Source organism: Bifidobacterium sp. ESL0764, from assembly GCF_029395515.1.
GTDB lineage: Bacteria > Actinomycetota > Actinomycetes > Actinomycetales > Bifidobacteriaceae > Bifidobacterium.
This window is the reverse complement of the sequence record NZ_CP113919.1, coordinates 1,116,860-1,138,930: the sequence shown is the minus strand read 5'-3', so window position 1 is coordinate 1,138,930 and position 22,071 is coordinate 1,116,860. Positions and strand designations below refer to the sequence as shown.

At 58.2% G+C, this 22,071-nt stretch carries 18 protein-coding genes and 1 tRNA gene; 3 read left to right on the top strand and 16 right to left on the bottom strand.

Features of this window, described 5'->3' with window-relative positions; genetic code table 11:
* Positions 1-17: 17 nt before the first annotated feature.
* The 10 genes from frr to OZX71_RS04105 form a co-directional block, all read right to left on the bottom strand.
* Positions 18-572, bottom strand: coding sequence for a ribosome recycling factor (frr, locus tag OZX71_RS04150; RefSeq protein WP_277159445.1), 555 nt, complete (start codon positions 570-572; stop codon positions 18-20).
* Positions 573-679: 107 nt separating this feature from the next.
* Positions 680-1,429, bottom strand: coding sequence for a UMP kinase (pyrH, locus tag OZX71_RS04145; RefSeq protein WP_277159444.1), 750 nt, complete (start codon positions 1,427-1,429; stop codon positions 680-682).
* Positions 1,430-1,707: 278 nt separating this feature from the next.
* Positions 1,708-2,559 carry a translation elongation factor Ts gene (tsf, locus tag OZX71_RS04140; RefSeq protein WP_277160606.1) on the bottom strand — a complete coding sequence of 284 codons (852 nt, stop codon included), beginning with the start codon at positions 2,557-2,559 and terminating at the stop codon, positions 1,708-1,710.
* A 102-nt stretch (positions 2,560-2,661) separates the two neighbouring features.
* Positions 2,662-3,522 carry a 30S ribosomal protein S2 gene (rpsB, locus tag OZX71_RS04135; protein WP_277146789.1) on the bottom strand — a complete coding sequence of 287 codons (861 nt, stop codon included), beginning with the start codon at positions 3,520-3,522 and terminating at the stop codon, positions 2,662-2,664.
* A gap of 283 nt (positions 3,523-3,805) precedes the next feature.
* A complete protein-coding gene (locus OZX71_RS04130) occupies positions 3,806-5,623 on the bottom strand; it encodes an ABC transporter ATP-binding protein (protein WP_277160605.1) in 1,818 nt (605 codons plus the stop codon).
* Between the two features lie 13 nt (positions 5,624-5,636).
* The gene (locus tag OZX71_RS04125) at positions 5,637-7,496 is read right to left on the bottom strand and encodes an ABC transporter ATP-binding protein (protein WP_277146793.1); all 1,860 of its coding nucleotides are present in this window, start codon (positions 7,494-7,496) and stop codon (positions 5,637-5,639) included.
* A gap of 297 nt (positions 7,497-7,793) precedes the next feature.
* On the bottom strand, positions 7,794-8,276 hold the full coding sequence (gene def / locus OZX71_RS04120) for a peptide deformylase (RefSeq protein WP_277146796.1): 483 nt from the start codon (positions 8,274-8,276) through the stop codon (positions 7,794-7,796).
* Positions 8,277-8,310: 34 nt separating this feature from the next.
* Positions 8,311-10,356 (bottom strand): AMP-dependent synthetase/ligase, encoded by a 2,046-nt coding sequence (locus OZX71_RS04115; protein ID WP_277146798.1) that lies wholly within the window; start codon positions 10,354-10,356, stop codon positions 8,311-8,313.
* Positions 10,357-10,436: 80 nt separating this feature from the next.
* Positions 10,437-10,907 (bottom strand): Rv3235 family protein, encoded by a 471-nt coding sequence (locus OZX71_RS04110; RefSeq protein ID WP_277160651.1) that lies wholly within the window; start codon positions 10,905-10,907, stop codon positions 10,437-10,439.
* A 261-nt stretch (positions 10,908-11,168) separates the two neighbouring features.
* Complete coding sequence (locus tag OZX71_RS04105) at positions 11,169-12,293, bottom strand: GuaB3 family IMP dehydrogenase-related protein (protein WP_277146802.1); 1,125 nt, start codon at positions 12,291-12,293, stop codon at positions 11,169-11,171.
* A gap of 149 nt (positions 12,294-12,442) precedes the next feature.
* Here OZX71_RS04105 and OZX71_RS04100 point away from each other — a divergent pair, with 149 nt between their 5' ends.
* Positions 12,443-13,666, top strand: coding sequence for an NADP-dependent isocitrate dehydrogenase (locus OZX71_RS04100; RefSeq protein WP_277160604.1), 1,224 nt, complete (start codon positions 12,443-12,445; stop codon positions 13,664-13,666).
* Between the two features lie 121 nt (positions 13,667-13,787).
* Entirely contained in the window at positions 13,788-15,422 is a 1,635-nt protein-coding gene (locus OZX71_RS04095; RefSeq protein ID WP_277160603.1) for a hypothetical protein, read from the top strand.
* Here OZX71_RS04095 and OZX71_RS04090 read toward each other — a convergent pair.
* The gene (locus OZX71_RS04090; RefSeq protein ID WP_277160602.1) at positions 15,417-16,160 is read right to left on the bottom strand and encodes a M23 family metallopeptidase; all 744 of its coding nucleotides are present in this window, start codon (positions 16,158-16,160) and stop codon (positions 15,417-15,419) included. The two genes, OZX71_RS04095 and OZX71_RS04090, sit on opposite strands and share 6 nt — an antisense overlap.
* A gap of 206 nt (positions 16,161-16,366) precedes the next feature.
* Between OZX71_RS04090 and OZX71_RS04085 the strand changes: the two genes are divergently transcribed.
* The gene (locus OZX71_RS04085; protein WP_277160601.1) at positions 16,367-17,002 is read left to right on the top strand and encodes a DNA-3-methyladenine glycosylase I; all 636 of its coding nucleotides are present in this window, start codon (positions 16,367-16,369) and stop codon (positions 17,000-17,002) included.
* A 39-nt stretch (positions 17,003-17,041) separates the two neighbouring features.
* Here OZX71_RS04085 and OZX71_RS04080 read toward each other — a convergent pair whose 3' ends face one another.
* The 5 genes from OZX71_RS04080 to tsaB form a co-directional block, all read right to left on the bottom strand.
* On the bottom strand, positions 17,042-19,030 hold the full coding sequence (locus OZX71_RS04080) for an acyltransferase family protein (protein ID WP_277160600.1): 1,989 nt from the start codon (positions 19,028-19,030) through the stop codon (positions 17,042-17,044).
* Between the two features lie 244 nt (positions 19,031-19,274).
* A tRNA-Asn gene (locus OZX71_RS04075) sits at positions 19,275-19,347 on the bottom strand.
* A gap of 124 nt (positions 19,348-19,471) precedes the next feature.
* Complete coding sequence (gene tsaD / locus OZX71_RS04070; protein ID WP_277160599.1) at positions 19,472-20,515, bottom strand: tRNA (adenosine(37)-N6)-threonylcarbamoyltransferase complex transferase subunit TsaD; 1,044 nt, start codon at positions 20,513-20,515, stop codon at positions 19,472-19,474.
* On the bottom strand, positions 20,512-21,111 hold the full coding sequence (locus OZX71_RS04065) for a GNAT family N-acetyltransferase (protein WP_277146821.1): 600 nt from the start codon (positions 21,109-21,111) through the stop codon (positions 20,512-20,514). Before OZX71_RS04065 ends, tsaD begins: the two co-directional genes overlap by 4 nt.
* 7 nt (positions 21,112-21,118) lie before the next feature.
* On the bottom strand, positions 21,119-22,051 hold the full coding sequence (gene tsaB / locus OZX71_RS04060; protein ID WP_277146823.1) for a tRNA (adenosine(37)-N6)-threonylcarbamoyltransferase complex dimerization subunit type 1 TsaB: 933 nt from the start codon (positions 22,049-22,051) through the stop codon (positions 21,119-21,121).
* Positions 22,052-22,071 lie beyond the last annotated feature (20 nt).

Sequence of the window (22,071 nt, the reverse complement as noted above, 5' to 3'; positions counted from 1 at the left end):
GAGGTGCAAAACGCCGATCAGACCTCCATGATCTCCTTTTCCTTGGCATCAAGAAGCTGTTCGATGGTCTCGGTGGTCTCTTTGGTGACCTTGTCGAGATCCTTCTGCAAACGGTCGCCCTGGTCCTCGCCCATGTCGCCGTCTTTCACCGACTTGTCGATGCTCTCCTTGGCCTTGCGACGGATGTTGCGCACGGCGACCTTGCCGTCCTCAGCCTTGCCCTTGGCGAGCTTGACGTATTCCTTACGACGGTCCTCGGTCAGTTCCGGCATGGTCAGGTGGATGACGTTGCCGTCGCGGCGGGTGCTGCCGCCGAGGTCAGAGTCACGGATGGCCTTCTCCACGGCGTTGGCCTGCGAGCCGTCGAACGGAGTGATGGAGAGGGTGCGCGGTTCGGGCACGCCGATGGACGCGACGGCCTTGATCGGCGTCGGAGCACCGTAATAGTCGACCACGAGGCCGTTCAAAAGCGCAGGGTTGGCGCGGCCAGTGCGGATGCCGGAGAAGTTTTCTTTGGTGGCTTCCACCGACTTTTTCATCTGTTCCTTGGCTTGTTCTACAGGATTTGCCATTGTTTTCTCCTTTTCGGACCCGCGACGCGAGTCTCTGGTTTCTTACGTTTCCTATGGGTTTGACTATCTGTCAGACTGAAAACAGCGAAAGCTGATAAGTCGACGGATTATTTTACGACTTCCGATTCCAGGTTTGACACGAGGGTTCCGATCGGCTCTCCGACCAGGGCCTTGGTGACATTGCCCGGCTCTTCCAGACCGAAGACGCGGATATGCTGGTCGTTGTCACGGGCCATGGAAAGCGCCGCCGCATCCATGACCGCGAGGTTGTCGACCAAGGCGCGCTTGTAGCTCAGAGTCTTGAAACGTTTGGCGCTTGCATCCTTGCGGGGATCGGCCGTATAGATGCCATCGACGCCGTTCTTGCCCATCAGCACCGCGTCGCAATGAATCTCCAACGAACGCTGGATGGAGACGGTATCGGTGGAGAAATACGGCATGCCTGCGCCGGCACCGAAAATGACCACTCGCCCCTTTTCAAGATGGCGAATGGCCTTGAGCGGAATATAAGGCTCGGCCACTTGTCCCATGGTGATGGCGGTCTGCACGCGCGTGGCCTGGCCTTCCTGCTCGAGGAAATCCTGCAAGGCCAGGCAGTTCATGACGGTTCCGAGCATGCCCATGTAATCGCCGCGGCTGCGTTCGATGCCGGCCTGTTGGAGTTCGGCGCCGCGGAAGAAATTACCACCTCCGACAACAATTGCGACTTCAACGCCTCGTTCGACCGCCATATGGATTTCTTGGGCGATACGGCGAATAACCGCCGTATCGATGCCGATATGACCGCCGCCGAATGCTTCACCTGAAAGTTTCAGCAGCACTCTTCGCTTGGTATCGTCCTTGTCGTCTTTAGTCATCGCGGCCTCTCTATCCTTGGGTTTGGCGGCATATTACTGACTAACAGGTTATCTGTCCACAGCGACAGCAGGCCTCCAGATTGTCTCCCGTGTCACGCAACGAGGCGCCATGACAGTAGTGATTGACATGTTGAGCAGTGAAGATCGTCTTTTAGCAGAGGTCAAATGCGCAACATCGCTTTCAAGAGCACAACAGGTGTAGGGATATATAAAAGTTGGCTGATATCCGAAGATACCAGCCAACGTCAAATCAGGTCAAGACCGTGAAAAGCGACAGGTCACTTCTCGTCGCCCTTGCCGACCTCGATGCGTGCGAAAGCAATGAGCTCGCCGCCGACTTCCTTGAAGAGGTCGCCCACGCGCTTGGAGGTGTCCTTGACATACTCCTGCTCGAGCAGCACGTTCTCCTTGTAGAAGGCGTTCATGCGGCCTTCGACGATCTTGGGGATGATCTTCTCGGGCTTGCCTTCGGCCTGGGACTTCTCGGTGGCCACGCGACGCTCGGACTCGACCACATCGGCCGGCACGTCCTCGCGGGTGAGCCACTTCGCGCCCATGGCGGAAATCTGCAGCGCGGCTTCGTGGGCCACGGCTGCGCCCTTCTCGTCGGTGGCGACGATGGCGACGATGCTCGGCGGCATCTCGGCGGACTTCTTGTGCGCGTAGATCTCGACCTTCGGACCTTCGACCTTGGCCACCTGGCCGACCTTGACATGCTCGCCGAAGAGGGCTGCCGCTTCCTCGACGCTCTCCTTGACGGTGCCGTCGGCGGACTTGGCCGCGAGAACCTCGTCGGCGTTGCTGGCGCCGGCGGCGATCGCGTCGCTCAGGACCTGATCGGTGAAGGCGACGAACTTCGGGGTCTTGGCCACGAAATCGGTCTCGGAGTTGAGCTCGACGGCATAGCCTGCCTGTCCCTTGTCGGTGTCGACCACGCGGGAGGCGATGGTGCCTTCCTGAGCGGTGCGGCCCTCACGCTTGCCAGCGGCCTGGATGCCCTTGGCGCGGATGATTTCCTTGGCGCGTGCCACGTCGCCTTCGGCTTCGGTGAGCGCCTTCTTGACGTCCATCATGCCGGCGCCGGTGTCGTCGCGCACTTGCTTGATCAAAGCTGCTGTAACTGCTGCCATTGATATCTCCTTGTAAAAAATCTACTTAAATATGTATTGAATGCGCCAAAGGCGGTGCGGAGACCCGGAAGTTTCCGACACCGCCTTTGACTGCAATGTCGGTCAGGCCTTGGCCTCTTCGACCTTCGTCTCCTCGGACTTGGCTTCGGCCGGGCTGGTCTCGGCGGTGGCCGTCGCGGCTTCCGCCGGCTTTTCTTCCTTGTCCTTGAGCAAGTCCTTCTCCCAAGCGGCCATCGGCTGCTCGGACTTGTCTTCGGTCTTCTCGGCCTTGCCGCTGCGCTCGAGCAGACCATCGGCGACGGCGTCGGCCATCAGCGAAGTCAGCAGCTCGATGCCGCGGATCGCATCATCGTTGGCCGGAATCGGATAGTCCACGAGGTCGGGATCGGTGTTGGTGTCGACGATGGCGACGACCGGGATGCTCAGCTTGTGGGCTTCCTCGACGGCCAGCGCTTCCTTGTTGATGTCGACGACGAACATGGCCGAAGGCGTGCGGGTCATGTTGCGGATGCCGCCGAGCTGCTTCTCCAGCTTGTTCTTCTCGCGCTGCAGGAGCAGGAGCTCCTTCTTGGTCAGCCCGGAGCCGTGAACGTCGGTGAAGTCCATCTCTTCCAGTTCCTTCAGACGCGCGACGCGCTTGGAGACGGTCTGGAAGTTGGTGAGCATGCCGCCGAGCCAGCGCTCGGAAACGTACGGCATGTTGACGCGGGTGGCCTGGGCGGCGATGGCCTCCTGGGCCTGCTTCTTCGTGCCGACGAAGAGCACGGTGCCGTTGTGGGCCACGGTCTGCTTGATGAAGTCGTAGGCCTTGTCGATCAAGTCGAGCGACTTGAAGAGATTGATGATGTGGATGCCGTTGCGTTCCATCAGGATGTACTGCTTCATCTTGGGGTTCCAGCGACGGGTCTGATGGCCGAAGTGCAGTCCTGCCTTCAGCATTTCGCTCATAGTGATCTGAGCCATGATAATGCTACCTTTCAGTCGGTTCTTGCCTGGCCATGCGGGTCTGCGTGCAACGTCCTCGCCTTTGCAGGCGATTCGGTCGACCGACACAGTCCGTCACGTGCATGACGCGAATTTGTGTGCTTGATTAGACAATATTAAGTGGATTGCTCGGCGACGTGACTGCCTCGCGCTCCGTTGAACACACAGGTAATAAAATACCACAGCCCCGGAATAAGGGAAGAGGTTTCTTTTGACAGCGATCGTCAACGAAACCTCTTCCCGTCGAATGGAGTGAATCTGCCTAATCCGACGCTCCATCGGCGTTGCCTTCACGTACCTTGAGCATGGCGTACTGCGACTCGTAGAGGCGGTAGTAGGCGCCCTTCTTCTCCAGAAGCTCTTTGTGGGATCCGTGCTCGACGATCTGGCCGTGGTCGATGTAGTAGATCTCGTCGGAATTTTCGATGGTGGAAAGGCGGTGCGCGATCACGAAACTCGTACGGCCTTTGAGCAGATGCTGCAGACCGGCCTGCAACGCCTCCTCGGTGCGGGTGTCGATGTTGCTGGTCGCTTCGTCGAGGATGAGGATGCGCGGGTCTGCAAGGAGCACTCTGGCGAAGGAGATCAGCTGGCGCTGGCCGGCGGACATGGTCGAGCCGCGTTCCTCGACCACCGTGTCGTAGCCGTCGGGCATCTCGCGGATGAATTCGTCGGCGTGCACGGCCTTGGCGGCCTCCTCGATCTGTTCGTCGGTGGCGTCGAGCTTGCCATAGCGGATGTTCTCGCGCACGTTGCCGGAGAAGACGAACGTATCCTGCAGCATCACACCCATCTGGCGACGCAAGGATTGCAGGGTGACGTCGCGGATGTCGTAGCCGTCGATGGTGATCGAGCCTTCACTGACGTCATAGAAGCGCGACAGGAGGCTGACGATGGTGGTCTTGCCGGCGCCTGTGGGGCCGACCAGCGCAATGGTCTTGCCCGGTTCGATGTGGAAGTCGACGAGGTTGAGGATGTTGCGGCCATCGGGCTCGTAGCGGAAGACGACGTCGTTGAAATCGACCTTGCCGCGGATCTGCGGCAAGGCGGCGGCCCCCGGTTTGTTGGTGATCTCCGGGGTGATGTCGAGCGTCTCGAAGATGCGTTCCAGATAGGCCGAGCAGGTGATTAGCTGGTTGTAGAAATTGCCGAGGTCGATCACCGGGTTCCAGAAGTTGTTGGCGTAGCCGACGAAGGCGATCAGCACGCCAGTGGTGACGTTGACCCCGCCGAGGCCCATGATGCCGACATAGTAGATGAACGCCATGGTCATCGCGCTGATGGTCTGCACGCCCGGCCACATCAGGTCCTGCACGTAGATGGCCTTCATGTAGTAGTTGCGCACGGTGCCCTGTTGCTGCTGGAAGGTGTCGAACTGCTTGCGTTCGCGCGCGAAGGTCTGGGTGGTCTTGACCCCGGCGATGGACTCGTGCACGTAGGCGTTGAGGTTGCTCTGCTTGTTGGAGAGCAGCTGGTAGGCGTGCTTCTGCAGGCGTTGCAGCACCAGCACCCAGATGGTCAGCAGCGGAAAAAGAATAAGGCTCCATAGTGCAAGCCGCCAATCGACGACGAACATGACCACCAGGGTGACCACGAAGGTGAAGATGTCGGCGATCACGTTGATCAGGCCGCTGGAAAGCGTGTCGGAAAGCGTGTTGACGTAGTTGACCACGCGCACCAGGATCTTGCCGTGCGGGCGGGAGTCGAAATAGCTGAACGGCAGCGTCTGGATGTGGGTGAACAGATCGCGTCGCATATCCTTGAGCATCAACTGTCCGACGCGGGTGATCGCCACGGTCCTGTAGCGCACGCCCAGCTCGTAGAGCACGATGAGCATGGCGAACACGCCGGCGAGCAGGCCCAGCTGGCCGAAATCCTTGTGCGGGATGGCGGAGTCGATCATGATTTTGGTCAGATACGGGGCCGCCACGGTGATGCAGCTCATCGATAGCACCACGACGACGATACGCGCGACCTGGCCGAGATATGGCTTGAGATAGGCGGCGATACGGACGATGTCATGGAGGTTGATCTTTTCGTCGAGCTCTTCGTCCTCGTTATAGGTATTGCGTTTTGCCATGATTGCCTCCTTCCTACTCTTCGAATCCTTGGGAACCGCCGGATTCGACGCCCAGCTGTTTGCGGTATATCTCCCAATAACGGCCATGGGCCGCCACCAGATGCTCGTGGTCGCCCCGTTCGACGATGCGGCCGTGTTCCAGTACCAGGATCAGGTCGGCGTCCTTGACCGAGGAGATGCGATGGGCGATGGTGACCACCGTCTTTTGCGTCTCCATGTCGCGCAGATGCTGCTGGATCTGTGCTTCGGTCTCCATGTCCACCGCCGAGGTGGTGTCGTCCATGATCAGGATGGAAGGGTCATCGGCCAGCGCACGGGCCAATGAAAGACGTTGTTTCTGCCCGCCGGAGAGTCCGACTCCACGTTCGCCGACGATGGTGTCGTAGCCTTCCGGCATTGAGCGGATGAATTCGTCCGCCCCGGCTATGCCGGCCATGCGGCGTATGTAGGCAGGGTCGGAGGAACGCGCGGAACCGGCGCCGAAACCGATGTTGTCGCCGATGGTGTCGGAGAAGAGGAACGTGTCCTGCGCCACGATGCTCACCTGGTTGCGCAGGGTCTTCAATGGCCAGTCCCTGGCGTCGATGCCGTCGAGGAGGACGGTGCCGACGGTTGGATCGTAGAAGCGGGCGATGAGGTTGACCAGCGTGGATTTGCCGGCTCCGGTCTCGCCGAGGATGCCCAGTTTGGTGCCGGCGGGGACGTAGAAATTGAGGTCCTTCAACACCGGTGTCTCCGGATCGTCGGGGAAGGCGAAGCTGACGTGGTCGAAGCGGATCTCTCCGCTCATGCGGTCCGGCGTGGCGTTCTCGGGTTTGCGCACGCCCACCCGCTCCTGGATGTCGACCGCCTGTTTGACGGACTGTGCGGCGTGCGGTTTTTCGGTAATACGCGATTCGGCCGTGAGCAGGCGACGGATCTTGATGCAACTGGCGCCGAATCGCTGCCAATCGTTGATCAGCCATCCGGATTGGCGCACCGGGCCGTCGATCATCCACAGCAGGCTGTTGAAGCTGACGAGGTTGCCCAGTGTCATGTATCCCTTGATCACGAGGAATCCGCCGATGCCCAGCGTGATGAGCTGCAGCGAGAAGCCCAGTCCATCCAGCCACGGCATGAACTTGCGGTTGTTGTAGGCCGAGTCCATGTTCTTTTGCATGTAGTCGTCGTTGCGCTCGTCGAACTTGCTGGTCTCGTAATCCTCGCGGACGAAGGCCTTGACCACGCGGTTGCCCTCGATGTTCTCCTCGACCATCGAGTTGAGATCGGCCAGCGAGTTGCGGATGGCGTAGAACAGCGGCGCGGCGCGCTTGGAGAGCGCGCGGGTGAGGATGAAGATGAACGGGGTGACGCAGGTGAGCGCCAGGGCCAGCCGCCAGTCGATGGTGTACATCACGCACAGTGCGCCGAGGAACATGACCACGCAGTCGGTGGCCTGGTAGCTCACCCAGCTCAGGAAGTGGCGTATGGCCTCGGTGTCGGATGTCATACGGCTCATGATGTCGCCGTTGCGGGTGTGGTTGAAATAGGTGAAGTCCAGCTCGTGCAGCTTCTCGTATTCGTCACTCACGAGCCGGTAAATGGAGTTCTGGCCGAAACGTTCCATCAGGATCTGGTAGATATAGCGGGAAACCACGCGCACCAGCGTCACCACGATCATGGCACCGCAAATGCGGGTGAGCATGTCGAAGTGCCTGGCCCCGATGACCTGGTCGACGATCAGGCCCGCCAACAGCGGCATGGTGACCGCCATGGCGTCGTTGATAAACAGCAGCACCACCGACACCGCCACGCGTGGCAGGTCCGGTTTGCAGTACTGCAAGATCCATTTGAGATTACCTGATGTCTGGTTGCGTTCAGGATCGACGTACATTGATGAACCCTCGTATCATCTTCGATTTGTTGTTCTCTGTCTCTTACGGCTTGCCTTGCCGCCACTGCACGCGCAATCGTCTCGGTCCACAATAAACAGATCCAAATGATTGTCCGACAGATAGAACATTAGCGCGTTCCATGCCTGATGCGCTGTCTTCCGCCGCTTGTTCGGCGTGTTGCCGGATTGAGCCATCATATACGTCACCGCCTGAATCCCATACATGCTCATAGGACTCAGGCGGTGACGCTAAAAGACGTTGATTGCATTGCATCATGCGATCAACGCAATGTGTCTCTATTGTATAGAACGCATGCGGCGCATGGCTTCCCGGCGTTCTTCCTTTTCGAGACGGTCAAGATAGATGTGGCCGTCAAGGTGGTCGGTCTCATGCTGCAGCATGCGTCCCATGATGCCGGTTCCTTCGACGACGATGGTCTTGCCGTCGAGGTCGATACCGCGCACGCGTGCATAGTCGGCGCGTCTGGTCTTGTACCAGAGCTTCGGCACCGAAAGGCAGCCTTCGTCGCCGTACTGCTCTCCCCTGGTCTCTTCGATAACCGGGTTCAGGACGTAGCCGAGCTTGCCGTCGATGTTGTAGGAGAACGCACGCAAGCTGATGCCGATCTGGTTGGCGGAGAGTCCTGCACGACCAGGGTCGTCGACCGTATCCAACAGGTCCTGCACCATATTGCGCACCGCGGGTGTGATCGTTCGAATCGGCTCGCACGGGGTTCTCAACACCGGATCGGGAACCACCCTGATTTCTCGTAACGCCAATGCACTGCTCCTCTTGATATCGGTGAACGGTTATTTACTTCTGTGCCGGCGAATCGCGCTCCGGCGTTGCCGTCTTCGGCGATTGCTTCCAAGGGTCTTCACCCTCGCGTTCCATCTCGCGTTCGGCAAGGCGGGCTCCGGCTTTCTGCTTGGCCTGTTCATAGGCCTCGCGAACCTTTGGGGTCACCGCATCGGTGGCCTGCCGCACGGATTCCGCGGTCTTGTCGATGAAGCCGTTCGTGGCTGACGGCGCCGGCTTGACTCGCGCCTTCGGAGTATAGACCTTCGTATTGATGAGATCGGCGTAGTGCTTCAGGACCTCGCCGCGCACGACCTTCATGCTTGGCGTCAGCATACCGTTTTCCTGGGTGAACTGGTCCGGGACAATGGCGAACTTACGTACGGATTCCGCGCGGGAGACCGAGCTGTTGGCCTGGTCGATGTATTGCTGGATGAAGGCGCGCACCGCGTCGTTCTTGCAGATTTCAGATATCGGCATATTCTCATCCATGCCGTTGTTGGCCAGCCACGAACGAACCATCTCCATATCCAACTCGATGAGAGCGGCAATGAAGGGCCGACCGTCGCCGATGACCACGGCGTGGGAGACGATCGGGCAGGTACCGATGGTGTCTTCCATCGGAGCGGGGCTGACGTTCTTGCCGCCGGCGGTGATGATGATGTCCTTCTTGCGGCCGGTGATGTAGACGAAGCCGTCGTCGTCGATCTGGGCGATGTCGCCGGAATGGACCCAGCCGCCCGGCTCGGTGGCCTCGGCGGTGAGCTCGGGCTGCTTGTAGTAGCCGAGGAAGACGTCCTCACCGTTGATCAGCAGCTCGTCGTCGTCGGCCAGCTTGACCGCGATGCCGCAGCCGGGGCGTCCGACGGCGCCGACCTTGTTGAAGTCCTGGAAGGCGACGATGCAGGGGGCGGCGGTTTCGGTCATGCCGTAGCCCTGGATGAAGGTGATGCCGTCCATGCCGTTGAAGAAGTGCGCGAGGTCGGCGTTCATCGGCGCGCCGCCGCAGGCCAGATACTTGAGCTTCGGCCCCAGTGCGCTGCGCACCGAGGCTCCGACCGTCTTCATATAGAACTTGTGTTTGAGGCGTTCGGCCACGGTATGACCACGGCCTTCCTGACCGTCCTTCGACCACTTGACAAAATGGTCGAACGCCATGCTGAATACGCGTCCCTGAAGACCGGCTCCGGCCTTCTGCGAGGCGGCGTTGTACACCTTTTCGAACACACGCGGCACACCCAGCAAATACGTCGGTTGGAAGGTGCGCAGGTCGGTCAAGAGATGCTTGGCGCTTGAGGTATAGCCCACCACGCCGTGCGCTCCAATGGCTACATACTGGATATAACGGGCGAAGCAATGGGCCAGAGGCAGGAAGAGCAGCAGACGGCTGGGCTGGTAGAGCATGTCGTCGAGCACCGCCCAGCCGATGAAGGCCGTGGAAACGAAGTTGCGATGCGAAAGCATGACGCCCTTGGGCTTGCCGGTGGAACCGGAGGTGTAGACGATGGTCAGCATGTCGTCGGCCCGGACGCGCGAAATCGCTTCGTCAAGTGTCTCGTCGGAAACCGAAGTGCCGAAATCGGAGACCGCGTCGAGACCGCCGTCCTGAAGGTTGAACACATACTTCAGGCCGTCGCGCTCACGGCGCAGCTGCTCGAGCGTCTGGGCGTGTTCGGCGTCGCCGCCGAAAGCGACTATCGGATCGACATCCTCGACGATGCCTTGGGCCTGCTTCGGTGAGTCGGTCTCGTAGATCGGCACGCTCACCGCTCCGATGGCGGCGCAGGCGAAGTCAACTACTCCCCACTCGTAGCTGGTCGCCGCGTAAATGACGACCATGCTTCCGGCCTTGGCTCCCAGGCCGATAAGCCCTTTGGCGACCGAGCGCACGCGGCCGAGCATTTCTCCGGCCGTGACCGTATGCCACTGCTGGGTATCTTCATCCAACCATTCGGCTATATCCCCGTCGGGATCTTTCTCTGCTCGCTTGGACAGCAGGGAGTAAATGGTGTCCTTATCGGTGGTTTTGGTGACAGGATCCAAATAGAATTCTCGCAACATATGCTCAACTATACGCGCTCGTTGCCCCAAAACTACGTTAGCGTAACTTTGACTTAGCCCGAACAGCCATCAACATGCGCTCAGCCCAGGTCCGCAGTGGTGCAGATCCAGCGCGATCCGCTGCGTCTGAACACCAGCGTGACCCAGTACGTCGATTGGCCGACCGACAGGCTTACGACGGTCTCGGTGATATCTGGACTGACCAACGTCGTGTATACCAGCATGGGTATAGCCGGCAGGTAACACAACTTGGCCTTGAGCTCCGGATGGGTGCGAAGATGGTTCTCCAGCAGATACGACATTGTTTCGAGACGTTGGACACAGGCACCGCTCAGCGCTTGCTGAAGCCGTTGCGGAGGGGTTCGCCCTCTCACTACGTCCAGGCTCATGCACGCCAGTCTGCAGGATGCCAGGCTGAATTTTCTGCATTCGGCCTCGCTCAAGGTTCCGGGGTAGCAGCGTGAGATGTGAAAAGGGACGGGTCTGTTCGACAGTTCTATTCGAATCGACCCGTCGTAGGCCGGCAATACGGAACGGTGAGTGACCGTCATCTGTCGGGGTTGTGTTTGCATGGTCATCATTGAGCCTCCTTTTCGCTGTTCTCTTGTATCACCCAGAGCAACAGAAATGAAGGGCGTTGTCAAGAAAGAAGAGGATAATCCGGCAAAAATCAAGATTATTTCAAGATTTTTTCAAAACCTTGAATCGAATACGATAATATACGATATAAAATAATGGCCAATACACACACAAAGGGCTACCCGATTACTCAGGTAGCCCCCACAGCATTAAAAAGAGATTATTCCATCATTTCAGCCCAAATGCGAAAGCGTGACCGCGACGTCGCAATGCTGGAAGTTCTTCAGATCGACATAACCGGTGGAAGCCATGGCCCGGCGAAGGGCACCGATGAAGTTCACCGTTCCATCGGCGTTATGGCTGGGTCCGAAAAGAATCTGCTGCAACGGCGCGACCGTTCCGACCTTTGTCCGTTTCCCGCGGGGAAGGGACGGATGGCGAGCTTCGGCACCCCAATGTGTGCCTTTGCCCGGGGCCTCCTGCGCACGTGCCAAAGGCGCTCCGAGCATAACGGCATCCGCTCCCATCGCCAATGCCTTGACAAACGAACCGGAGGTGCCCATGCCGCCGTCGGCGATGATCTGCACATAGCGCCCGCCGGATTCATCCATATAGTCACGACGGGCCTCGGCCACATCGGCGATCGCGGTGGCCATAGGTGCATGCACCCCGATGGTTGCACGTGTGGCGGAAACGGCTCCGCCACCGAAACCGACAAGCACACCGGCGGCACCGGTACGCATGAGATGAAGGGCGGCGGTATAGCTGGCCGCACCCCCGACGATGACCGGCACATCAAGGTCATAGATGAATTTCTTCAGGTTCAAAGGCTCGTGTTTCTGCGAAACATGCTCGGCCGAAACCGCAGTGCCACGGATGACGAAGAGGTCGACCCCGGCGTCGACGACGGTCGAATAGAACTCCTGGGTGCGCTGGGGCGAAAGCGCACCGGCTACCGTCACACCGGCATCGCGAATCTCGTGGAGGCGCTTGGTGATCAGTTCCGGCTTGATCGGCTCCGCGTAGATCTCCTGCAGTCGGGCCGTTGCGCTGTCTTCGTCAAGCTGGCTGATCTCATCGAGCAACGGCTGCGGATCATCGTAACGTGTCCACAATCCCTCAAGATCAAGCACCCCGAGAGCGCCGAGCTTGCCCATGGCAATCGCCGTGGCAGGGCTGGTCACCGAATCCATCGGAGCGGAAAGCACCGGCACGTCGAACTGGTAGGCATCGATCTGCCAAGCCGTCGAAACGTCCTGCGGATCGCGGGTCCTGCGTGAGGGAACGATGGCGATATCGTCCAAGGAGTAAGCCAAACGGCCTTTTTTGCCCAAACCGATTTCAATTTCCTGAGTCATGGCTTCCAGATTACTTCCCCTACGTGACGAGCACCGACAATCGAGAATCCAACGTAAAAGAGCGTCTCGCCAGTCAGTCAAAGCAACACCTGTGACATATTTCGGCGTGATAATGGCAACATATTGCCACATTACAAGAAAGGGCGAGCATGGAAAAGATCAAGGTCGAAGGCACCATCGCCGAACTCGACGGCGACGAGATGACGAGGGTGATATGGAAGGACATCAAGAACCGCCTTATTCTACCCTATCTTGACGTCGATCTCGACTATTACGACCTCGGCATCGAAAACCGCGACGCCACCGACGATCAGGTGACCATCGATGCGGCCAACGCCATCAACAAGCACCATGTCGGCGTCAAATGCGCCACCATCACCCCCGACGAGGCACGTGTCAAGGAATTCAACCTGAAAAAGATGTGGAAGTCGCCGAACGGGACCATCCGCAACATTCTCGGCGGCACGATCTTCCGCGAGCCCATCGTCATCGCCAACATCCCGCGATTGGTCCCCGGCTGGAAGAAGCCCATCGTCGTGGCCCGCCACGCTTTCGGCGACCAATACAAGGCCACGGATTTCAAGGTCGGAAAACCGGGACGCCTGACGGTCACCTTCACGCCCGCCGACGGAAGCGAGCCGATCGAACACGTGGTCTACGACTATCCGGGTGCGGGCGTCGCCCAAGTGCAATACAATCTTGACGACTCCATCCGCGGCTTCGCGCGGGCCTGCTTCAATTACGGGCTCATGCGGCACTACCCGGTGTATCTGTCGACCAAAAACACGATTCTCAAAGCCTACGACGGCGCATTCAAGGACATTTTCGCCGCAGTCTATGAAACCGAATACAAGGACCGTTTCGAGGCTGAGGGCCTTTCTTACGAACACCGTCTGATCGACGATATGGTGGCCAGCACGATAAAATGGCACGGCGGCTATATCTGGGCCTGCAAGAACTATGACGGCGACGTGCAGTCCGATTCGGTGGCACAAGGATTCGGCTCGCTGGGATTGATGACCTCCGTGCTGATGACGCCGGACGGCAAGACCGTGGAGGCCGAGGCTGCACACGGCACCGTGACACGTCATTATCGTCGCTGGCTCAAAGGCGAAAAGACCTCAACCAACCCCATCGCCTCGATCTATGCATGGACCGGAGGGCTGAAGCAGCGTGCCAAGCTCGACGGGACACCCGAGGTGGGCCATTTCGCCGAAACCCTGGAGCAGGTCATCATCACGACCGTGGAAAGCGGGAAGATGACCAAGGACCTGGCCATGCTCATCGGCTCCGACCAGCCTTGGCTCGATACCGTCGGCTTCATGGATGCCTTGGATGAGGGGCTGAAGCGGGAACTGAGCGGGTCGCGCTGATCAACGCTCTGTTCGACGCCGTCGCATGCTTGTTTGAACAATCGGATGCGACGGCGCTTTCATATCGGCCCAAGACTACTATCGGTCTTGATTGATTCGAAGCTTTAACGAAGGATGACTCATGAGCACGCGCGGCAAGCATTCCTTGGCACGTTTCCTGGCTTTGGCCACGGCCACTGTTCTGACGATGACGTCGGCTGCCTGTGGCGAAGGGCATCAGGATGCAGGAACCACCTCGATCGACACCGACAAGGTCTCGACGAGTTCGGCTGCCGCCAAGAGCCACGTCATGATTTTCACGCCCTCCGATGGAATTTCCATATCGTCTCACACGCCGCTGAACAAATGGGCCAAATTCGTGCCCGCCATCACAAAATCGCTTACGGGTGCCGGCTTCCAATCGAAGAACATCAAAGTGAGAACGGATGGTAACCTGAGCAAGCAAAGTGACGACGTACAGGACTACGTGGTCAATCAGCTTTCCAGCGCGTCGGATGACACCAACCACCACACGATACTGATCGTTGCCCCTGCGACCTCTGCAAACAAAGGCAATGAACAGTATGGCGATTACGTCACCAATCCCACCGATGCGCCTAAGTACGATACACAAAAGCCGTCGGACGCCGCTCGTCGGACCACCGACGGTGCGCTCGACAAGCCATCTGCCTCTTCGAGCGATAAACCGACTCAGACACAGAACGAAAACGACCAGGACAATACCGACAACAATGACGAGGTCACAGCCGGAAAGCGGCTGTCCAAAACCCTGAAACTCGCAAAAAAAGCGGGAGCTCGCACCGTTGTTCTTGCCAATCCGTTGGCCGGATTCACTCCGGATATTTTTGTCAGCATGTCGACTCCACGTCAGATCGGCATGCTGCAGGCGCAGCAACTCGTCTCGAAACTTGCTCTGGAAAAAACGACCAAGATGCATCCAAAATCGATTGAGGTCATGATTCCTGTAGCTGCTGACGCCGATTCGAATCTCAATGCCACTCAGGCGTTCTCCGAAGAGGCTTTTGCGGGCATATGGGAGGTGTTGCAACCCTACTTCAAAGATGGCAGGGCCATAAGCCCGTCAAAAAAACTGAGTGCAGCCACCACGCAGGCCGATTGGGAGTCGGTTTCGTTCAAGGCCTCAAGAACAGCCGAGGTAAAGACGGAACTGAACAACAGGCTCACAGCTTCATCCAAGGACGGCAAGCCGCTGCATGTCGACGGCATTGTGTCGATGAACGATTTCGTCTCATCGGCAGCGGTAGACGAACTGACGTCACTGAAGTACACAGGCACGGCCGCCGACATCAATCCCGAGATCGAGGTCTCCGGCATAGTCGGGACTCTGACCGGCAAACACAACCTCAATAAGATCGCCCCTCCAAAGCCAAAGGACAGTAAAGAGGGCGATGCCAGCGACGAAGGGCAGGCGCAAACGGACAGTAACGGCGATATGGCCTGGCCGATCATCACGGGATACGGTGCCTACACCGATATGATGCCTGATGTGGTCAACGGCAAACAGTGGATGACAGGTATGGAGAACATCCAGAAACTCACACGCGACATCGCTGGTGCAACCGCCACAATGGAAGCCGGGAAAAAGCTGACCGAACTGCCTTACGTCAAAACGACAACCGTCGGCAATGCAACCATCAACATCATCCATGAAAAGCCGTTGGCTGTAAGCGCGAGCAATCTCAAGCATCTGCTGATCGAGCCCGGATATATCTCGTTGGCGGATGCAGGATTATAAAACAGGTTTCAGTATTATTTTCCTCTTTGCCGCAAGAAGTTGAGGATCGCGGTATTCCTTTTTGGTTTTTCGCACTCCCCAATGCACGCATATTCCCGTGCAATGGTCCGAAATTCCTTTGACGACGCCAATCGGCAATCCCTTGACAACGGGTGTGCCTATTGGCAAAAGGGTCTGCGCCGGTTCAAGGGTAAGGGTCAGGCTTTTATGACGGATGCTCACCACCGATTTTCCCGCGACAATGCCGGCAAAACTGATGAAACCGTTTGCGGGGGCCAACAGAGGAGTATCCTCTATCGCCGCGATGTCGACGCCGCGATGGCCGGGACCCCACGCCTGCTTCGGCGCCTTGAACTTTCTGATCAGCACGTGCGGCACAACGGGCCAGCTCATGTCCGCCTTGCAGCCTTTGCCGCTCGGCACCGCAGCTTCCAACGATCCGATCGGCTCGACGAACCCCAAAGGATATCGGCTTGGCGCCGAGGAATCAACGCTCTTGTCGTTTTCAGGGGAACGGCCTGATGTTGCGTCGGAAACCACATTAGTGGCGGCCATCGCTTCGTGCTGCGAGGCGCCGAAACCGATGAACAGCACGGCGAACACCACCAGTATGGTCGTCGACCCCCAAATCAGACCGATCAGCTTTTCTCTGAGCTTCTCCCTTTCCTGCTGCAGCCTCTCTCGCCTGAGCTTCCTCCTCTTCCGCTCGTCCATGATCATGGTCATGCCTCTTTTCATCGTCACTTCGTAGTCATCGTTCCTTTTCTTCCACTATGCCTCGCCTCTTTCAAATAGAGGGTCGAAAACAGGTGATGTGGTCGAATGACCCCGGTTATCCACAACGCCCGGGCGTGTCGCAAAAGTTATGCACCGGATTTGCACAACTGCCGAGGCTCAAGAGTATAAAAAGACGTAATCGACGAAAAGAAAGGGACGTTAAAGCTATGGGTGTCGAAAAGCAGGCAGCGGAAACGGGCTCCGGGGATACCAACGCCCAGACGACGATTCATCATGACGGTCTGCATCGTTGCTGGCCGGAATCCTACCTCAGTCTCAGCCATGACATGCTGGTCTATCACGACACCGAATGGGGCACGCCCTGCTATGATTCGCAGGCCCTGTTCGAACGTCTTGCGCTCGAAGCCATGCAGGCCGGGCTTTCGTGGAACACCATCATCAACAAGCGCAAAGCCATTGATGCCGCCTTCCATGATTTCGACATCAAACAGGTCGCTCAGATGGAGCCCGAGATTCCCCGACTGATGAACGACGTGGCCATCATACGCAACCGACGGAAAATAGAAGCCATCATTCATAACGCACAGGTTGCGCTGGATCTTGATATGCCGTTTTCCGAGTACATCTGGAGCTTCGCCCCTGACGGTCCGCGCGTGAACAGACCGAAGAGCCCCGAGGAGGTCCCTGCCGTAACGAAAGAATCCACTGATATGAGCAAGGCGATGAAAAAGGCCGGGTTCAAATTCGTCGGGCCGACCACCATATACGCCTACATGCAGTCGATGGGCATCGTCAACGACCATCTGCAAGGCTGCTTCAGATGCCCTGAAACAGGGAACTGATCTGGTCGCCGCCTTGCTGCACCGAAAGCTTGTGTATCATCATTGTCCGCACAGACCCTGCCGCAGCATGATGCCGTAAGCCTCGCGGCCACCGCCCTCGCCAGGTGTCAGGTGCGTGCCGTCGTCATAGAAGTACTCAGGATGGCCGTTGCTGACAGAATACCAGTCCAGCAAACCGACGTTCTTGTGTTTGGCGGCCACTGAACGCAGAATCTGGTTGTTGGAATCCTGCCAGCCGGTAGGGGCACGGACAGTGGTGAGATAGAGAGGTTCGTCACCCACCGAGGCGATCAGATTCTCCACTTGCTGCTCGTCGGCGATGCTGTCGTTGGTGCCGAGCGCCATGACAACGACGCTGCCGGCCTGGCCTTGCGCCTGATGCTGGCGGAAAAGGTCGGAGCCTGTAGAGAAATGACGGCCGACCATATTGTCCTGCACGCTCGCCGGAATGTGCTCCTGGACGAAATCATGGGCACCCATTTCCACGGAATCGCTGATAATGAGAGGGTTCGCGCTGCACAAGCCTGTCGTAACGTCATACGTCCAGCCTTTGGTATCGAGGTTTTTGGGAACTTTGGCGGCTTTTGGTACCAGACGCGGAGGAAGGTTCAGCGACGGCTTGGGCACTGCCGACCGGCGCAGCGTCAGAAGGTCGCGATTGACCGGTGTGGCAATGCCAAGGCTGCGCTCGACGGAAAGATATTCCTGATGCAAAACCGTTGAACGTTTGGCGGCAATCTGGTTGAAATCAACCGGAAGCGCCGTGCATGCCACCACCGCGACGACACCGCATGTGGCGAGAATCTTGGTGACCAGTCGCATCTCACGCAACGGCACCTTGTTCTCCGGAACCACTTTTCGAACTACTTCAGCTGCCTGATAGAAGGCCTCGCAGGCAGCCCAAAGCACCATGAACTGAATGATCCATTCCCACCAGCGCAGCGGCTGCGTACGGACGGCAGGGTTCATGAACTCCAGCAACGGGTAATGGACCAGATACATCGAAAAGGAACGTGACCCGATATAGCGCAGGACCCGCAAGCCCATGAGCGAACGGCAAAGATTGCCCGGAACCAGGACAATGGCGAGAAGCGAGGCGACGATCAGAGCCACGGCTTGGAAACCGCCGCGGTAAAGCATGGCATCGTTCCCGCTACAAACGCAATACAAGATAATCAGCGCGGCAAGGAGACAGCACCCTGCTCCGGCGAGCAGAAGATTTGCAGGAGTCGCCCAACGCGGGGCACCTGATCGTTCCGTGTCCGTTGCGTCGGCTTTTTGGCCATGCTTTGTTTGCGCTTGTTCGACCATGAACGCGAGCAAAGCTCCGATCATCAATTCCGAAAAGCGTGTGTCAAGACCGTAATAGACGCGTGACACGTCGGCACCGGGCGTATAGAGCAATACCATCTCAGCCGTAGAGGCGACGGCGAGCAGCAAGGTGATCAGGAATCGTGCGCGCAGCTTGAGATGGAGACGATGCATGAGCCAGAGCAGGGAAATCCAGACCAGATAGAACTGCATGGTGAGCGCGAGAAACCACAGGTGCGTAAGTGGCGATGGAAGTCCTGCGGCGCTGAAATAGGAAACCTTGCGGAAGATATAGACCCAATTGCTGGCGTAGAAGGCGCTGGGCAACGCGTCGATATGCAGTTTTGGTAGCATGCCCGGAGACAGCAGATAAGCGGCCGGCACGACCAGGGCAATCAGGGATAGCAACGGGAAGGTCAGACGTTTGATTTTGCGCCAAACATAGCTGGTGTAGTGAAACCCTTGTGAGCTGGACATCCGTCGTTCTACGCTGCCGGTTATCAGAAAACCTGAGATGACGAAGAAGATGGTGACACCCAGGAATCCGCCGTTGAGAAGGGAGGGACGGACATGATAGGCCACCACCCCGATAATCGCCAAAGCACGAAGGCCATCGATCGCGTTGTTGCGGGAAGGACGGGAAGCGTCCGGTACACGGGAGGAATCAGACACATTCATTTCAGCCGTTTTCGGGCCGTTCACGGTGTGTCCCAACATCAACCTCTTCTTTGTTCCCCGTCAATTTGCGACCATCACATCTCCGGTCACAAGGCAGTACAGTAACAAAAGGCATAGATGCTTTGGCAGGATTGACACGCCGTTGCCTGTGTTGGCTCGCCCGACACGTTTCGACCGGCCCAAATGGCTTCCAGACTTGTAGCGAGGTCGCCTGCATCGATGAGGCGATCGGACCATATACGAAAAATTCTCGGAACCGTTAAGATTCCGAGAATTCATTGAGCTCCCGCAGCTGGGCTTGAACCAGCGACATTCTGATTAACAGTCAGACGCTCTGCCAACTGAGCTATGCGGGAATGTCCCGTACGGAGCTTCAAGCACCGCACAAGAAATATATCTTATACAAGAATCGTCATCTCGCAACCCCGATGGCGTGTCGCTTGATTTTTGCGGGATGTCGCGATTCCGACCGACGGCACGTCACACGCTGATGACGTTCATGGGCATGGCCGAGTCGATGGGGAAATCGGGAGCGGAGGGACGCACGCCGGCCTCGACGAGGTTGACGCCCAGCATCGCGACCATCGCGCCGTTGTCGGTGCACAGTTTGATCTGCGGGATACGGACTTCGACGCCATGCTCCTTACCCACCTCGAGCAGCTTGGCACGCAGTTGGGAATTGGCGGAGAAGCCGCCTCCGACGATCAGCGTCTTGGAATCGTATTCCTCGCAGCCATGCATGGCCTTGTTGGCCAGAACTGTAGCCACGGAATCCGCCAGCGAGGCGCAGACGTCATCGACCGGAATTTGCTTGCCCGCCGCCTGCTGGGCCTCCACCCAACGAGCCACGGCCGTTTTGACGCCGGAAAAGCTGAAGTCATAGGGGTGCTCCTTGCCGGCCTTGCCCTTGGTGAGCCCCTGCGGCACCTTGATGGCGTGTGGGTCGCCCAACTGGCCGTGCCGGTCGATATGGGGGCCTCCCGGGTAGGGGAAGCCGAGCAGACGCGCAACCTTGTCGAAGCACTCCCCCGCAGCGTCGTCCAGCGTGGTGCCGACCACATCCACATGACGGGCGACGTCTTCGACGTGCAGCAACGAGGTATGGCCGCCGGAGACGATAAGCGCCAACGTGTCTTTCGGGAACGGGCCGAACTGCAGCTGGGTGACGGCGATGTGGCCGATGACGTGGTTGATGCCGTAGATCGGCTTGTTGGCGGCCCACGCCAAGGCCTTGGCCCCGGAAACGCCTACGGCAAGGCAGCCGGCCAGGCCGGGACCCGCCGAAACCGCGATGGCGTCGACATCGGAAAGCTCCATATTCGCGTCGGCCAGTGCCTTTGAGACCACGGGTACGAAGGCTTCGGCGTGCGCGCGAGAGGCGATCTCGGGAATCACGCCGCCGTATCGTGCGTGTTCCTCCATCGAGGAGGCGACGACGTTGGAGACCAGCGTGCGTCCGCGCACGATGGCCGCCGCGGTCTCGTCACAGGTCGATTCGATGCCCAGTACTGTCGGTTCGCTCATTGCATTTGCTCCATATTCTGTTTGACGCTGCCGAATCCCATGATATGCGTTTCGAGGTCCAACGCCATTTCGACGGCATCGATGTCTTCGGGCTGATAGTAATGCCGCAGCAGGCCGATATCGTTGAATCCACGGTTATGATACAGGCGTTTTGCCGGTTCGTTGTCTACCCGGACTTCCAGTTTGATTCGACGGACCTTGCAGGACCGCGCATAGTCGATCAGGCCGTCGAGCAGGTTGCCGGCTATGCCTTGTCGCTGGAAACGTTTGGCGACGCCGATGGTCATGATTTCGGCTTGGCCGTCGGCGTGCCACATGCCGGCGTACCCGCGCATAAGCGGATATGACGGAGATGGCCGTGGTGATTTTCTTCGGGCCGCGGTATCCTGCCCTGATCCTCCGGGGTCGGCGGCATCGGTGAAGTCCGTGGGATTGGCGGAATCCGTGATATCGGCAAGATAGATTCTGGAAGGGTCCGCCATCTCGCAACGCAGGGTATCCAGATTCCAAGCCTCGCTGCCGAAAAGTTCCGTCTCGAGCCTGGCCGCGGCTTCTAGCACCCGCTGCCGGTCAAGCGCACCGAATTCGACGATCATCTGCGTTTCAGGCCTTCGTGGCTCCGGCGTGGTTCAACACATGCTTCAACGGGTTGGGTACGGAGACGTCCGGACGGCGCAGATAGAGCGGTTCGACGGGCTTGATCTTGTTTACGCCATCATTGTCTGCGATGGTGTCGGCATCACGCGACCCGGCAAGATTGATGCCATTGTTCCGTGCAGCGCAATCTGCGAAAATGCGCAGGCCTGCCGCCCCGGCATCCAAAACGGAATGGTCGATGATGTGTCCAAGCAATGCACCGAATCCTTGCCATGTTTCTGCATACTTGCAGGCTCCATGGCCAACGATGTCGATACGGTATTGATCCTGAGAGCCGGCCCGTTCAACAAGATTTTCAACAGCTTGCCTGATTCGTTCGACGATATGCTGGGGGTAATCGATATCCATGTCGACAATCGGGGAAACGAACGGTTGCGGATTCCCGTTTCCCGGTTTTGCAACCGCCTTATCTGCAACAGAAGGCTCGCAACCATCACCATACAGGGCAAAGTACAGCTGCCTGCGACGGGCGTCGTTGACAGCCAAGGTCAGATGGTGAATGGCTTCAGAGCCGGTATCTTGCGTCAAATCATTGAGAAAATCGACATTGGCAAGTGCGGTATCACCTTGCCGTTTCAGCTTCGACATCCACGCCTGGGGCTCGAGGATGTCTTGACCGAGCAATGGTGCGCCGGTGGCGTATGCGATGGCCTTCGCCGCCACGACACCGGCTCGGAGCCCGGTGAACGGCGCCGGTCCAACACCGACGACTATCCGGTCAAGGTCGCTGGGCGTGAGCCCGGCCTGGCCAACTGCTTTGCCGATATTGACCTGCAGCTTTTCGACGTGGGTACGAGAATCGGTCTCCACGATGGGTTCGTGCCCCAAGACTCCGACCGTCGAACCGAATGAGGTGTCGATGACCAAGGTGTTCGCCATATTTGCCGCTCCTAGATTCC